General features: G+C 75.7%; 14 protein-coding genes. 7 read left to right on the top strand and 7 right to left on the bottom strand.

What is annotated here, in order from left to right; genetic code table 11:
* Window positions 1-106: 106 nt before the first annotated feature.
* A complete protein-coding gene (locus OU787_RS33920) occupies window positions 107-1,222 on the top strand; it encodes a molybdopterin-dependent oxidoreductase (protein ID WP_268661972.1) in 1,116 nt (371 codons plus the stop codon).
* 32 nt (window positions 1,223-1,254) lie between these two features.
* Window positions 1,255-1,662, top strand: coding sequence for a hypothetical protein (locus OU787_RS33915; RefSeq protein WP_268661720.1), 408 nt, complete (start codon window positions 1,255-1,257; stop codon window positions 1,660-1,662).
* Here the strand turns inward: OU787_RS33915 and OU787_RS33910 are convergent.
* Together OU787_RS33910 and OU787_RS33905 are read right to left on the bottom strand one after the other, a co-directional pair.
* Window positions 1,634-2,518, bottom strand: coding sequence for an S-methyl-5'-thioadenosine phosphorylase (locus OU787_RS33910; protein WP_268661719.1), 885 nt, complete (start codon window positions 2,516-2,518; stop codon window positions 1,634-1,636). The genes OU787_RS33915 and OU787_RS33910 overlap by 29 nt on opposite strands.
* Window positions 2,519-2,606: 88 nt before the next feature.
* On the bottom strand, window positions 2,607-3,101 hold the full coding sequence (locus OU787_RS33905; protein WP_030464641.1) for an Lrp/AsnC family transcriptional regulator: 495 nt from the start codon (window positions 3,099-3,101) through the stop codon (window positions 2,607-2,609).
* Window positions 3,102-3,279: 178 nt separating this feature from the next.
* On the opposite strand from OU787_RS33905, the gene OU787_RS33900 reads away from it, so the two are divergent.
* The 3 genes from OU787_RS33900 to OU787_RS33890 all read left to right on the top strand — a co-directional run bounded on the left by OU787_RS33900 (window position 3,280) and on the right by OU787_RS33890 (window position 6,647).
* A complete protein-coding gene (locus tag OU787_RS33900; RefSeq protein ID WP_268661718.1) occupies window positions 3,280-4,053 on the top strand; it encodes a maleylpyruvate isomerase family mycothiol-dependent enzyme in 774 nt (257 codons plus the stop codon).
* Between the two features lie 250 nt (window positions 4,054-4,303).
* Window positions 4,304-5,620, top strand: coding sequence for an amino acid permease (locus OU787_RS33895; RefSeq protein ID WP_268661717.1), 1,317 nt, complete (start codon window positions 4,304-4,306; stop codon window positions 5,618-5,620).
* Between the two features lie 640 nt (window positions 5,621-6,260).
* Complete coding sequence (locus tag OU787_RS33890; protein WP_157852580.1) at window positions 6,261-6,647, top strand: hypothetical protein; 387 nt, start codon at window positions 6,261-6,263, stop codon at window positions 6,645-6,647.
* 81 nt (window positions 6,648-6,728) lie between these two features.
* Here OU787_RS33890 and OU787_RS33885 read toward each other — a convergent pair whose 3' ends face one another.
* From OU787_RS33885 to OU787_RS33865, 5 genes are all read right to left on the bottom strand, one after another.
* On the bottom strand, window positions 6,729-8,195 hold the full coding sequence (locus OU787_RS33885) for a glycoside hydrolase family 6 protein (RefSeq protein ID WP_268661716.1): 1,467 nt from the start codon (window positions 8,193-8,195) through the stop codon (window positions 6,729-6,731).
* A gap of 422 nt (window positions 8,196-8,617) precedes the next feature.
* Window positions 8,618-8,989: a hypothetical protein gene (locus OU787_RS33880; protein WP_268661715.1), complete on the bottom strand. Its 372-nt coding sequence runs from the start codon at window positions 8,987-8,989 to the stop codon at window positions 8,618-8,620.
* Between the two features lie 219 nt (window positions 8,990-9,208).
* Complete coding sequence (locus OU787_RS33875) at window positions 9,209-10,141, bottom strand: hypothetical protein (protein ID WP_268661714.1); 933 nt, start codon at window positions 10,139-10,141, stop codon at window positions 9,209-9,211.
* Between the two features lie 265 nt (window positions 10,142-10,406).
* A complete protein-coding gene (locus OU787_RS33870; RefSeq protein WP_268661713.1) occupies window positions 10,407-11,078 on the bottom strand; it encodes an ArsR/SmtB family transcription factor in 672 nt (223 codons plus the stop codon).
* 59 nt (window positions 11,079-11,137) lie between these two features.
* Window positions 11,138-12,328, bottom strand: coding sequence for an FAD-dependent monooxygenase (locus OU787_RS33865; RefSeq protein WP_268661712.1), 1,191 nt, complete (start codon window positions 12,326-12,328; stop codon window positions 11,138-11,140).
* 123 nt (window positions 12,329-12,451) lie between these two features.
* Here OU787_RS33865 and OU787_RS33860 point away from each other — a divergent pair, with 123 nt between their 5' ends.
* Both OU787_RS33860 and OU787_RS33855 read left to right on the top strand, forming a co-directional pair.
* Window positions 12,452-13,192, top strand: coding sequence for a TetR/AcrR family transcriptional regulator (locus tag OU787_RS33860; RefSeq protein ID WP_268661711.1), 741 nt, complete (start codon window positions 12,452-12,454; stop codon window positions 13,190-13,192).
* A gap of 134 nt (window positions 13,193-13,326) precedes the next feature.
* Window positions 13,327-14,016, top strand: a complete 690-nt coding sequence (locus tag OU787_RS33855; protein ID WP_157852581.1) for a hypothetical protein — start codon at window positions 13,327-13,329, stop codon at window positions 14,014-14,016.
* Window positions 14,017-14,191 lie beyond the last annotated feature (175 nt).

Raw genomic sequence — 14,191 nt, 5'->3', positions numbered from 1 at the left:
CAGCCCGTCCGCCGGGCCCGGTCGCGCTTCGATGGAGGACGTGAACTCCCTTCCTCCGGCTGCCCGTCGGCGGCTCGACCGGCCGCTGCCCGCCCCGCCCGACGCGCTGCGGCGCGGCCCGTTCCGGGCGGGGGCGTTCCGGTCCCCGGCCCGGGGTCCGCGCACCGCCGTGGTGCTGGGCCGCTGGCTGGGCGCGGCGCTGCTGCTGTGCTTCGCCACCGGCCTGGTCAGCCATCTGCTCCAGGACCCGCCGCGCTGGCTGCTCGCGGTCGGGCTGCCGACCCGGCCGGCCGGCGGCTACCGGGTGACGCAGGGGCTGCACGTGGCCTGCGGTCTGGCGGCGGTCCCGCTGGCGGGCGCGAAGCTGTGGTCGGTGTACCCGCGCCTGTTCGAGTGGCCGCCGGCCCGGAGCGTGCGGCACGCCCTGGAGCGGGCGGCGGTCGCCGCCCTGGTGGCGGCCGTCCTGCTGGAGCTGTTCACCGGGCTGCTGAACACCTTGCAGTGGTACCCGTGGCCGTTCCCGTTCCGGCAGACCCACTACTGGACGGCGTGGACGGCCGTCGGCGCGCTGCTGGTCCACCTCGCCGTCAAGGCCCCGGCGATCGCCGCGCACTGGCGGCGGTCCGGCACCGTCCCGCTCGCCGGGCGGCGGGCCCTGCTGGCGGCGACGGCGACGGCCGTCGGGGCGGTCACCCTGACCACGGCCGGCCAGTCCGTGCCGTGGCTGCGCGCCCTCGACCTGTTCGCCCCGCGCCGCCCCGGCGCGGGCGGCAGCGCCCTCCCGGTCAACCGCACCGCCGCGCAGGCCGGGACCGCCACCGTCCCCGCCGACTGGCACCTCACCGTCAACGGCCCGACCCCCTACCGCCTCGACCTCGCCGCCCTGCGCGCCCTGCCCCAGACCACCGCCGTCCTCCCGATCGCCTGCGTGGAGGGCTGGAGCGCCGACGGCCGCTGGACCGGCGTCCCGCTGCCCGACCTGCTGCGCCGCGCCGGACTCCCGCCCGGCTCCGCCGTCCGCGTCACCTCCCTGGAAGCCGACGGCCCCTACCGCACCACCGACGTCCCCGCCCCCTACGCGGACCACCCCCGCACCCTCCTCGCCCTCGCCCTGGACGGCCGCCCCCTGACCCCCGACCACGGCTTCCCCGCCCGCCTGATCGCCCCGAACCGCCCCGGCGTCCTCCAGACCAAGTGGGTCACCCGGATCGACCCCCTCTGACCCCCGCCCCTCCTCCCTCCCCCGGAGCCCCCATGCGCCCCGTCCGCACCGCCCTCCTGCTCGGCGGCCTCGCCCTGCTCCTCACCGGCCTGACCGGCCTGCTCACCGATCCCCACGTCAGCGACCCGTTCGACGTGCTGCTGTGGGCCGCCGGGCTGCTGGTGCTGCACGACGGGGTGTGGCTGGCGCTGGTGTGCGGGGTGGGGGCGGCTCTCGCGGGGCGGCCGGTGCTGCGGGGTTGGCTGGTGGTCGCGGCGGCGGTGGGTGCGGTGGCCGTTCCGGCGGTGCTGCGGGCGGGCGACGACCGCGGGAACCCGACGCTGCTGCCGCTGCCGTACCTCCGCAACGGGCTGCTGTTCCTCGCCGCGAGCGCCGCTGCGGCCGCGCTCGCCGCCCTCGTCCGCCGGGCCGTCAGGAGGGCACCCCGGGCAGGCCGGTGACCATCCCGTCCAGGGCGTGGGAGCAGGGGCAGTCGCGGGTGGTGGGCAGTGATTCCAGGGCTTTGAACAGGACGGTGCGCAGGCGGTCGACGTTGCGGGCGAAGACTTCCAGGACTTCGGCGTGGGTGACGCCCTCGCCGGTCTCGACGCCCGCGTCCAGGTCGGTGACCAGGGCCAGGGAGGTGTAGCAGAGGCCGAGTTCGCGGGCCAGCACCGCCTCCGGGTGCCCGGTCATCCCGACCACCGACCAGCCGTTGGCGGTGAACCAGCGCGACTCCGCCCGGGTGGAGAACCGCGGGCCCTCGACCACCACCAGCGTGCCCCCGTCCACCGGCTCCCAGGCCAGGCCCCGCGCCGCCGCCAACGCCACCGCCCGCCCCCGCGGGCAGTACGGGTCGGCCATCGACACGTGCACCACCTCCGGCACCGAACCGTCCGGCAGCACCCGACCGTCGTAATAGGTCTGCACCCGCCCCGACGTCCGATCGACGAACTGGTCCGGCACCAGCAGCGTCCCCGGCCCGTACTCGGCCCGCAGCCCGCCCACCGCACACGGCCCCAACACCTGCCGCACCCCCAACGCATGCAACGCCCACACATTGGCCCGGTAATTGATCCGGTGCGGCGGCAACCGGTGCCCACGCCCATGCCTCGGCAAGAACGCCACCCGCCGCCCACCCACCCCACCCACGAACAACGCATCCGACGCCGACCCATAAGGCGTCTCCACACGCACCTCGACGACATCATCGAGCAGCGCGTACAGACCCGATCCCCCGATGACGCCCAGTTCGGCGGTGGGTTGACGGTCCGTCACCCGTTGCGCCCCGGTGTTTCCAGCAGTGGTGGTGGTCATGCCCCTCACCCTACGGAGGACGCCCGGCGGGCCCGCCGCCCCCGGCCTTACGGTTTCCTGACGCCCGGTTCCCCGCCCCGGGGAACCCTCACCCGCCCCGCCGGGGCGGCCAGTGGTCGAGCGGCAGCGGGCCCCGGGAGCGGACGGTGCGGATGGCGAAGGTGGAGCGGGCGTCGCGGACCGGGCCGACCGCGAGGATCTCGTCCAGCAGGACCTGCTCGTAGCTGGCCAGGTCGGGGACGGCGATCTCCACCAGGAAGTCGGCCTCGCCGGAGACCACGTGGCAGGCGACCACCGCGGGGATCGCGCACAGCGCCTCCTCGATGGAGCGCGAGGTCTCCCGCGAGTGCTGCTCCACCCGCAGCGCGACGAACACCGTCAGCCCCAACCCGACCCGGTCCCGGTCGAGTTCGGCCCGGTACCCGGCGATCACCCCGTCCGCCTCCAGCGCCTTGGTGCGGCGCAGCGCGGAGGACGGCGAGAGCCGGACGGCCTCGGCGAGGTCCACGTTGGGGGTCCGGCCGTGGCGCTGGAGGTGGGCGAGGATGGCACGGTCGATACGGTCGTACTGCGGGCTCGACATGCTGTGCACCCTACGGCGTGCGCGCACCGCTCGGAGCGGCGTCCGACGCTGTCGGGCCCAGACGGCGCCGTCCTCGCGCAGGGCACGGTGTCCGGCAGTTGACCGGCCGTCAGGCCGCTGCCGCCCCGTCCGGCAAATTCGCTACCCGGCGGCCGGAGCCCCGTGATACACCACCGGCGTGCAGAAAATCCTGGAGTACCCCGAGGTCCTGCGGCTGATCGAGGACCGCTCGACCGCGTTCCGTGCCGCGCTCGTTTCCGCCCCCGACCTCGACGTCCAGGTCCCGACCTGCCCGGACTGGACGCTGCGCGAGCTCGCGCAGCACCTCGGGGACGGCCGCCGCCGCCAGGCCGCGATCGTCGCGGCGGGCCCGGGCGCCGAGCCCCCGGCGAGGACGGACCCGAAGGGCGCCCCGACCGCGCCCCGCGACCGCGAGGCCCTGGACGCCTGGCTCGCCGAGTCGACCGAGCTGATGCTCGCCGCACTGCGCGAGGCCGGCCCGGACCGCGGCTGCTGGACGTGGTGGGGCCGCTCGCAGGCCCCGGAGACCAGCGGCGCCGTGGCCCGGCACCAGGTCCAGGAGATCGCCGTCCACACCTACGACGTCCAGCTCACCCTGGGCGCCGCCCGGCCGCTGCCCGCGGACGTCGCGGTCGAGGGCGTCGACGAGTTCCTGACCACCGTCTCGGCGACGTCCGTCCCCTGGCCGTTCAAGCCCGCGACCATCGACCTGCACGCGACCGAGGGCGGCTCCTGGCGCCTGACCCTCGACCCCGGCGGCGTCCGCTGCACCGACCTCGCCGCCGACGCGGAGCCGGGCGACCTGGTGGTCCGCGGCACGGCGAGCGAACTGGTCCTCTACTTCTACGCGCGCACCCCGTTCGAGGGCCTGGAGATCACCGGCGACACCGAGCCGATGGAGCAGCTCGCGGAGTGGGACCCGAACGAGTAGGCCGCGCACGCGGGCCGCGTCCGCCGCTGGTGCACGTGCCCCCGCGGGCGCGGCCGGGCCCGGAGCCGTGGACATCGCCGGCCGCTCTGTCCCGGCGCCCCATCCCGCCGCCCCACCCCGCCACCCTGCCTCGTATCCCCGGCACGCACTGCCGCCGAATAGCGCTTTCCCGGCATGACCTGCCGCCGGAGCCCTCCCCCGGGGCTGATTTCGCCAGCGGATGCCGCGCGATCGGGGCCAGGATCAGGGCATGACCAACACCCCGTCAAACACCCGTCCCCGTCCCCGGATCCGTCCTTCCTCCGCCCTCCCGTCCTCCCGCCTCTCCACCGCCGGGGCGTCCGCGCTGTACATCGGCGCGCTGCTCGGCCCGAGCCTGCTGCTCCTGCCGGGGCTCGCGGCGCGCGCGGCGGGTCCGGCCTCGCTGCTGACGTGGCTGGCGCTGCTGGCGCTGTCCGGGCTGATCGCGGTGGTGTTCTGCGCGCTCGGCACCCGGCTGGGCTCCGCGGGCGGCGTCGCCGGGTACACGGCGGCGGGCCTGGGCGCGCGGGCGGGCCGGGCCGCCGCGTGGTGCTTCCTGGCGGGGGTGGTGGCCGGCGCGCCGGTGGTCTGCCTGATCGGCGGGAGCTACGCGGCGGCGGCCGTCGGTGCGGACGGGACGGCGGCCGTCCGGGCGGGGCTGGTGCTGCTGGTGCTGGTGCTCGCGGTCCGGCTGCTGGGGGTGCGCACCGGCGCGGGGCTGCAACTGGTGCTGGTGTCCGCACTGGTGGGCCTGGTGCTGTTCGCGGTGCTGGGCGCGGCCCCGGCCGCCCGGGCCGCGCACTGGACGCCGTTCCTGCCGCACGGCTGGAGGGGGGTCGGGCAGGCCGCGCCGCCGCTGATGTTCGCGTTCGTCGGCTGGGAGGCCGCCGCCTCGCTGACCACCCGGCTGCGCGACCCGCGCCGCCAGCTGCGCCGGGTGGTGCTGATCGCCTTCGCCGTCACCTCGCTGCTCTGCCTGGGCCTGGCCGCCGCGACGGTCGCGGTGCTCGGGCCGGGCGCGGGCGGCTCCGTCCCGCTGGCCGACCTGATGCGCGCCGCGATCGGCGGCCGGGGCCCGCTGCTGGCCGCCGGCGCCGCCCTGGTGCTCACCCTGGCCGCCACCAACACCTACCTGACGGGCGCCGCCGCCCTGTTGGACGCCCTGCTCCCGTCCGGGACGGCGGCCGGCCGCCGCGGTTCGCTGATCGTGCTGGCCGCCACCGTGCTCACCGGCGTCCCGCTGTTCGCCCTGGTCGGCACCGGCGCCTTGACCACCTCCCAGCTGGTGGCCGTCCCCACCGCCCTGTTCCTCACCGTCTACCTGACCTGCACCGCGGCGGCGGTCCGCGTCCTGGACGGCGCGCCGCGCCTGGCCGCCGCCGTGAGCTGCCCGGCGGTGCTGGCCCTGCTGCTCGGCACGGGCTGGCCGGTGCTGGCCGCCGCCGCGGTGGCCCTCGCCGCCGCCACCTTCGATCGAACGGGCGACCGACCCTCGCCCACGCATTCCGCCGCAGGTCAGGAGGGTTCACCGGCCGGTGGGGTTTGACCCCGAACGACTACCGCGCACCACGGTGACGGTCCGATGATCGGGCAATGGACCATGCCGCGGGCGCATACCCGCCGCCACTCCCCCCGCACCACCCGCACCCCCCACTTCCCCTGCCGCACCACCCTCCCTGGCCGCTGCCTTGGCCCTGGCCCTGGCACTGCCACACCCCCACGCCAACGCCGACGCCGCCCCCTTCGCCCTCCCCGACCCCCACCCCTTCGCCCTCCCCGACCCACTCACCAACTCCCAGCCCCACTCCCGCACCCACTACGCACCCGGCCCCCACGCCGAAACCCACACCCACACCCACACCCACCGTCCCGCACCCGTCGCACCCGCCCACCCCGTCCGCCTCCCACCACCCCCAGGCCCAGGCCCAGGCCCTCGTCCCCACCCCGTCCCCACCCCCACCTCCGTCCCACTCACCGACTCCCACCCCTACGCACACCCCCACCCCCGCCCCGACCCCCACCGCCGCCCACTCGACCCTGGTCGCCGCCCCGCCGCCGGACACCCCGGCCGGGCCGGGGCCGCTCGAGCCCTCGGTCTGGGCGACCGTCCTGCTCGTCACCGTCCTGCTGCCGGCCGCGCTCGCGGCCCTCGCCGGGCAGCACTTCGCCTTCTCCAGGAGGAGCCGTTGAATCCCGCTCCGTTGATCGGCGCCCTCGGGGCCATGGCGCTCGCGGTGGGCGCGCTCGCGGTGGCGCACCGGGTGCGCCCAGAGGTTCCGGAGGGCGAGCCGTTCCCGGAACCGCATCCCACGCTCGGGGCGATCGGCTCCGGGCTGCTGTCCGGGTTCACCCTGCTGACGGGGTTCCTGATCGCCACCGGTTGGGCCGCCCGCAGCACCGGCATCGTGCCGCCGGACGGCCTGTACATCGCGGACCTCGCGGCGGGCGGCGCCGTCCTGCTGTACCCGTCGCTCGCGGGGCTGCCGTTCACTCCCCGGTACATCACGGCGGTGTGCCTGTTCGGACTGCTGGTCGGCTACGTGATGGTGACGGCCGTTCAGCTCCGGCCCTGATCCGCGTCGCAGGCCGCCGGAAAAAGGGGTGCCCCGCCGGCCCACGGGTGGGGGGTGGCCGGCGGGGCGGGGAAGGATGGTTCAGGAGGTGGTGCAGGCGGCGCCGTTCAGCGTGAAGGCGGTCGGGGTGGTGTTGTTCGACCCGTACGTGGCCTGCAGGCCGAAGCTGGTGGAGGCGCCGGCCGCCAGGGTGCCGTTGTAGCCGAGGTCGGTGGCGGTGACGGCGGCCCCGCTCTGGGTGACGGTGGCGTTCCAGGCACTGGTGATCTTCTGGTCACCGGGGAACGTCCAGCCGAGCTTCCAGCCGGAGATCGCGCTGCTGCCGGTGTTCTTCACCGTCACGTCGGCGGTGAAGCCGCCCGCCCAGGAGTTGGCCCGGTACGCGATCGAGCAGGACGCGTTCCCGGTCGGCGGCTGGGACGTCGGCGGCTGGGAGGTCGGGGGCTGCGACGTCGGGGGCTGCGAGGTGGGGGGCTGCGAGGTGGGCGGCTGGGACGTCGGCGGCTGCGAGGTGGGCGGCGTGCTCGGGTCGGACGCGTTCTGGGCCAGCTGGTAGGCGATGTCGGGCACGAACGTCCCGGCCGCGGCCGCGCAGCCGTCGGCCTCGCCCGGGGGCTTGATCCACAGGAAGGCGTCGACCGCGCTGTCGTTGGTGGCGGCGGTCGGGTAGTTGCCGATCTTGCGACCGCTCGGGTCGCACCAGACGCTGCCCGCGGGACCGTTGCCGTTGCGGCTGGTGTCGATGACGGCGTGCAGGTTGCCGGGGTTGCCGAGGGCGTTCAGCACGTTGTGGGCGAACGAGGTCTCGTTGGCGGTGGTGTTGAAGTTGGAGACGTTGCTGAAGAAGCCGTCCGCGTTGAGCACGCCCGCGCTGCGCAGCCGGTTGGCCTGCTCGGAGGCCGAGTTCCAGGCGGAGTGGCCGGCGTCGAGGTAGACCTTGGCGTTCGGGTTGGCGGCGTGGATGGTGCCGACGGCGCGGGACAGCGAGGCGAACCGGTCGCTCTGCTGCTGGGCGCTCAGGCAGGTGGTGAGCGCGATCGAGTCGGGCTCCAGCACCACGACCGAGCGCGAACTGCCGAGCCCGGCCGCGAACTTGCCGACCCAGGCGTCGTACGAGCCGAGGTCGGGGGCGCCGCCGGCCGAGGCGCCGCCGCAGTCCCGGTTGGGGATCATGTAGGCCACCAGCACCGGTACCTGGCCGGCCTGGGCGGCGGCCGAGGTGACCGTGCGGACGTCGGAAGTGATGGTGTCGGGGCGGTAGTTGGCGAACCAGATGCCCTGCGACTGGCTGGCGATCCGCTTGGAGATCACCGGCGCCCGGTAGTCGCCGGGGTTGGCCGCGGCCCACTTGACCACCTGCGAGGTCGGGTCCTTGTAGAACTGGGTGTCGGCGGCCAGGCTGCCCTGCACGGCCGCGTCCGCCCCGGACTGGGTGACGGCGACCAGGCCGACGGCGGCGGTTGCGGCGGCGAGGGCGAGGGCGGCGGCGCGACGGGTCGGCCGGGCGGGCGGGACGGCGGCGCGACGGTGGGGGTCGGGGGTGTGCACGGTGTCCTCCGGGGGGTGCTCTCGGGTGGGAGAGGCGGTCGGCATCGAGGTGGGGACATGCTGACCGGGGACGATGCGGGAGCCGAAGCGTGGGAGCGCTCCCGCAGCGAACCGCGGCCGATGCTAGCGGCCCGACCCGCCCCCGCGGCAGGCCCCCCGCACCACGAACTCCCGCCCCGCCACCCGCCGCTGACCCCGCGCCACGCTGTCGAACTGCTGTCGAACGGCCCCTTCGCACACGTCGCACCGCACTTCGGAAGGGTCCCCGACAACCCTCCCGATCCGGGAAACTTTCACACCCGGCCGCCGCCGGGCCCCCCGGGGACAGCCTTCCGGCCCCACCGCGCGGTGGCGAGGCACCCCTTGAACCCGCAACGGAGCGGTACGGTGCCGTCGGTGTCCCCGACGGCATGCGTCCCGGTTCAGTCGGCCGTCAACGGGTCGGCCCGGGCGAGGAGTTCGGCGAGCGGGGTGCCGGTGCGGGCGGCGATGGTCCGGCGGGAGCGCAGTTGGGCGCGGGTGCGGGGGCGGAACTTGGGTTCCCGTCCGCATCCGCAGGGTTCGAAGCCCTCGTAGCGCAGTCCGGCGGCCAGCACGGCCGCGACCACCGACCAGGCCTTCCGGTCGGTCCGGCGGGGTGCGGCGAAGTCGTGGCCGGCGCAGGCCAGCGGCTCGGTGCAGTTCGGGCAGCGGTAGCCGGGGCCCCGGTGGTCGGCGGGGTGGCGCTTGAAGCTGACCCGGCAGGACACGCACGCGTAGTGCATCTTGGCGGGGAAGACGGCGTAGGTGCACACGGCCCCGACCCTACCGGCGACCGCCCACCGCCCGCCGCCCGTTTCCACCCCGTTCCCGTCCCGACCGGGGAACCGGCGAGGGGCCGGGGCGGGAACCGGCGAGGGAACCGGCGAGGGGCCGGGCCGGAGGACGAATCCCGGCCCGGCCCCTCGCGCACGACGCTGAACACCGGTCAGCTACGGTGCTGGACACCGGTCAGCCACGGTGCTGACGGCCGATCAGCTGCCGGTCTTGGCGCCCTTCATCAGCTCGGTGAAGTCCACCGTGTCGCTCGCCTGCGGGGCGCTGGTCTCGACCTGGGTCCCGTAGTCGGAGTAGAGGCCGGTCGCGGTGAACAGGCCGGCCTTCATCTGGAGCTGTTCGACCTTCTTCGCCAGCAGGTTGTCCGCGGTGATCCAGACCTCGATGTGGTCGCTGGTGGCTCCGGCGGTGGCGAGCTGCTGCTTGAGGCCGTCGACCTGTTCCTGGGTCAGGCCCTGGGCGATGGCCTGCCCGGCGAGGTCGTCGGTCGTGACGTCGCCGGTGTACTTGGTGGTCGGGGCGCCGTTCACGGTCTCGGTGCCGGCCTCGTTGATCTTGCCGGAGGCGATCAGGGCCCGCACCGAGGCGATCGGGTCGGCGGTCTGCAGCTGCTTCTTGAGGCTCTCGCCGGAGGGGCCCATCAGCTTGGCGAGGTCCGCGTAGTCGTACTTGATCCAGTGGGCGCCGCCGAGCTGGCTCGCCATCCCGTCGCCCATGTTCACGTACATCGCGTCGCCGAGGTAGCGGGCGGTGAAGCTGCCGTCGCCGCCGGCCTTGGCGATGTTCGTGCCCAGCGCGCCGCCGAGGCTGCCGGTCAACTGGCCCTGCATGCCGTGCTCCCAGGCGATGGCGCCCTTCATCTCGTTCTTCGTGCCGCCGATCTCGGTGACCAGTTCGACCTTGGCGGACTTGGCCGCGCTGGTCTTGTCCCCGACCATCTTGAGCAGCGCGGCGGGCGTCAGGGCGGCGTCCTTCGTGGCGGCCGCCGAGCTGCCGCCGCCGTTGCCGTTGCCCTTGTCCGAGCCGTTCGGGGCGGCGTCGCCGCCGGCGCCCTTGCTTCCGCAGCCGGTCGCGGTCAGTGCGAGCGCGACGGCGGCAACGGCGAGGAACGTACGTCCGGTTGTGCGCATGAGCTTCTTCTCTCCCCCTGGGAACGCTCCGGGCGCGGTGTCTCCGCCCCCGGTGCCGACGGGCACGTTACCCGAGGTCCCCCGTCGCCGTTCTCCGGTTTTCGTGCCGGACTCTAGCCGATGCCGACGACAGCCCTGCGGCACCCCCGCACCGGCCCTGCGGCACCCCCGCACCGACCCGGCGACGCCCCCGCACCGGCCCTGCGGCGCTCCCCCGACCGCCCTGCGGCCCCCCCCCCCCCCGCGCAGGGGCGTCCCCGCCGGTTCAGGCGGCCTCGACGGGCAGTTCGGCGAGCCGCCACTCGAGCATTCCGTCGTCGAGCCGGACGGCCCGGCGGCCGCGCGCGTGCAGCAGTCGGAGGGCGTCGTGGGAGAGGGCGCAGTACGCGCCGCGGCAGTAGACGACGACCTCGGTGTCGGCGGGGAGTTCGCCGATCCGGTCGGCGAGTTCCTCGACGGGGATGGAGAGCGCGCCGGGGATGTGTCCGGCGGCGTACTCCTCGGCGGGGCGGACGTCGAGGACGACGACCCGTCCGGCGGCGACCAGGGCGTGCAGTTCCTCGCGGGTGAGGCTGTCGTCGGCCGGGTCGGCGCCGAGGTAGGCGGCGCTGGCGGGGGCGACGGCGGCCTGGTGGCGGGCGGCGACCTGGCGGAGCTGCGCGAACAGGGCTGCGACGTCGTCCCCGGCGAGGCGGTAGTGGATCCGGACGCCGTCGCGGCGGGTGGCGACGAGTCCGGCCTGCTTGAGGGTCTGCAGGTGGGCGGAGGCGGTGGTGAGGTTGAGCCCGGCGGTCCTGGCGAGGGCTTCGACGGTGCGTTCGCCCTGGGCCAGCAGGTCGAGCAGTTCGAGCCGCTTTCCGTTGGAGAGGGCCTTGCCGGTGGTGGCGAACGCCTCGTACAGCTCGGTCTTCGCGGCCCGGTCCGCCACGGCGGTCACCTCTTCCTCGCGCATTCTATGGAATAAGGGTACTGCCGCGCCGGTCGCCGTCCCGCCGCTCAGCGCTGCGGCGCGCGGGCGGGTTCGGGCAGGTCCAGGGTGGCGATGTCCTCGCCCATGGCGAGCATCCGCTCCAGCAGCACGCGCCGGCCGAGCAGGGTGTTGCGCAGCCACAGTCCGCGGGCGGTGCGCGGGGCGAGGAAGGGGCCGGTGCGGTCGCCGCCGCGCTGGCAGCGTTCGGCGTAGGGGCGGACGGTGCGCTCGTAGCGGGTGAGGGCGGCGCGGTGGTCGCCGTCGGCGCGGGCGAGTTCGGTGGCCAGCACGTACGCGGCGACCAGTGCGGTGCCGGTGCCCATGCCGCCGATGGTGGCGCCGCAGGCGGCGTCGCCGAGCAGGGCGATCCGGCCGGTGGACCAGGCGGGGACGTCGGCGCGGCTGATCGAGTCGACGTACAGGTCGCGGTCGTCGACCTCGTCCAGGGTGGCGAGCAGTTGCGGGACGGGGTGCGGCAGGTCGGCGAAGCGCTCGCGCAGCAGGGCCTTGAGGCGGGCGGGGTCGTGCCGGTCGAGGGCGAGTTCGGGTGCGGCGAACAGCAGGAAGGCGCCGGCCCGTTCGGGGTCGCGGGGGTCGGCTCCGGCGGCGGCGAGCCGGCCGGGGGTGTTGAGGCCGGTGCTGCCGGCGGGCAGACCGAGGCGGTTGGCGAAGGGCCAGGTGGCGGCGTAGTAGCCGAGGTGGCGGACGTACTGCCGTTCCGGTCCGAAGGCGAGGGCGCGGACCCGGGAGTGCAGGCCGTCGGCGCCGACCACCAGGTCGAAGTGCCGTTCGGGGGCGTGCCGGAAGCCCACTCGGACGCCGCCGGTGTCCTGCTCGTCCTGCCGCAGGGTGGTGACGGTGTCGCCGAACAGGTACTCGGTGCCGGGGGCGCTGTGCCGGTGCAGCAGCCGGGCCAGGTCGCCGCGCCGGATCTCCACCTCGCCGCCGGCGAACTCGGCGGGCAGCCGCAGCCGGGTGCGACCGCGGACGTCGGTGAAGGTCATCGGGGTGCCGCCGGTCTGCCGTTCGCGCAGTTCCTCCAGCAGGCCCATCCGCCGCAGCACGGTCAGGTGGGTGGGGCCGCGGAAGTCGACGGCCTGCCCGCCGGCCCGCAGCCCGGGGGCGAGTTCGACCACGGTGGGCCGGTGCCCGTACCGGGCGAGCCAGTACGCGAGCGCGGGGCCGCCGATGCCGGCGCCGGAGATCAGGATCCGCATGGTGTTCCTCCCGCGGCGGGTCACCGCCGATCAACTGCGTCCACCGGACGCAGTTCGTTGCTGTGTACGGTAGACACAGTTCCGGGTCGCGCACAAGGCCGGCCCGTGGCGCGAGGAGGGGCCGTGACCGAACCGCACCCGGCGCTGCGGCTGCTGTGGGAGCCGCCAGCCCGCCCGACCAGGGGGCCGAAACCGGGCCTCACCCTGGAGTCGATCGCCCGCGCCGGGATCGAGGCCGCGGACGCCGAGGGCCTGGCGGCGGTGTCCATGCAGCGGGTCGCGGGGCTGCTCGGCCACACCAAGATGGCGCTGTACCGGTACGTGCCGGGCAAGGCCGAACTGGTCGCGCTGATGGTCGAGCACGCCGCGGGCGACCCGCCGCCGCCGAGCGACGCCCCCTGGCGCGAGCAGCTCACCGACTGGGCGCGCCGGATGTCCGCCGTCCTGACCGCCCACCCCTGGCTGCTGGACGCCCTCGCCGCCCCCCGCCCCACCGGCCCGCGCGAACTCGCCTGGCTGGAACGCGTGGTGGCGGCCCTGGACGGCCACGGCCTGTCCGGCACCGAACGCATGGACGCCGCCGTGCTGCTGGTCGGCCACGTCCGCACGATCGCCGCCCAGCACCGCCAGTCCCGCGACGGCTCGCCCGAGGCCGAACTGCTGCGCGCCCTCGTCCCCCTGGTCCACACCCACGCCACCCGCTACCCGGCCCTCGCCGCCGCTCTCGCCGAACCCCCCGACGGCCGCGACAACGCCTACGACTTCGGCATCGCCCGGATCCTCGACGGCCTCGCCGCCCTCATCGACCACCGCCGCGGCTCACCCTCCCCCGCCGCCGGGACGGACCGGGCGCCGGACGCCTGAGTACGGATGCTCAGGCGCCCGGCCCGCGACTCGCCGACAGTGGAGCGGAAGCCGGCCCCGGAGGCACGGATGACCGGCCCGGAGGCGTGAACGGCCGGCCCGGAGGCGGGGAAGACGGAACCGGAGGTGCGGAAGTGGCGCGGAGCGAGTCGTTGGGGGCCCGGTGCGCCCGGGCGTTCGGGCTGGTCGGGGGGCTCGCCGTGCTGTGGCTCCACGGGTCGAACATCGGCGGCCCCCCGAAGCGGACGATGCGGCGGCTGGCCGCCTCGCCCGAGGTGCGGGCCCGCCGGGACGCGGCGGAGCGGGAGATGCGGGCCGCGGTCGGGCGGCTGGGCGCGGTGGACGGCCTGGAGCACGTGGTGACGCGTTTCACCGAGTCCTTCACCCGCTACACCCGGATCGTGAACTTCGGCTCCCCCTCCGTCCACGGCGTCACCTGCGACCTGCGAGCCGTCGCCTGGTTCGGCGTCCGCGGCGAGGTGGCCGACGTCCTGGACGAGCTGCGGCGGCAGGGCCTCGCGGACTGGCTGCCGGTGCCGGAGGGGCGGCGCGACACCCCGCCGCCCGCACCGGAGTTCGGCGCCCCGGGGCTGCGGATCGACTGGGACCGGCCGGGGGCGCCGCTGTCGCCGCCCGAACCGGGGCGGGCGCCGCGCCGCGGCCCCGGGACCGCCCGGCTGAGCCACCGCCGCTGGAGCGTCCCGCGCCGGCCGCCGCAGCCGGCGGACGCCCGGGCCCGGTACGGCACCCTGCTGGTCCTGAGCCTCGGCGGCCCGGGCCACCACGGCACGGGGCACTTCAGCGTCGACCGCCGGAAGGGCTGACGCCGCAGCGCCTCTGACCGGGCGTCAGGACTGGCGGCCGCGCGGGGCGGCGCGGTGGCGGCCGCGGCGGGCGGGGGCGCGGGTCGCGGTGACGGCCGCCGCGACGACGAGGGGGCTGAGCAGCAGAACCATGGTGAGGTGCATCGTGGTGCCTCCGGGTGTCCGGGTGGTCCGG

Origin of the sequence: Kitasatospora sp. YST-16, from assembly GCF_026802215.1 — a bacterium.
Lineage (GTDB): Bacteria > Actinomycetota > Actinomycetes > Streptomycetales > Streptomycetaceae > Kitasatospora > Kitasatospora cineracea.
The sequence above is the reverse complement of the archived record's forward strand: the minus strand, read 5'-3'. Positions and strand labels throughout refer to the sequence as shown.

Excerpts from the sequence above, each read along its gene's own strand:
- OU787_RS33865 (WP_268661712.1), bottom strand. The coding sequence starts at position 12,328 with ATGCGGATCCTGATCTCCGGCGCCGGCATCGGCGGCCCCGCGCTCGCG.
- OU787_RS33875 (WP_268661714.1), bottom strand. The coding sequence starts at position 10,141 with ATGCGCACAACCGGACGTACGTTCCTCGCCGTTGCCGCCGTCGCGCTC.
- OU787_RS33910 (WP_268661719.1), bottom strand. The coding sequence starts at position 2,518 with ATGACCACCACCACTGCTGGAAACACCGGGGCGCAACGGGTGACGGAC.
- OU787_RS33895 (WP_268661717.1), top strand. The coding sequence starts at position 4,304 with ATGACCAACACCCCGTCAAACACCCGTCCCCGTCCCCGGATCCGTCCT.
- OU787_RS33915 (WP_268661720.1), top strand. The coding sequence starts at position 1,255 with ATGCGCCCCGTCCGCACCGCCCTCCTGCTCGGCGGCCTCGCCCTGCTC.
- OU787_RS33905 (WP_030464641.1), bottom strand. The coding sequence starts at position 3,101 with ATGTCGAGCCCGCAGTACGACCGTATCGACCGTGCCATCCTCGCCCAC.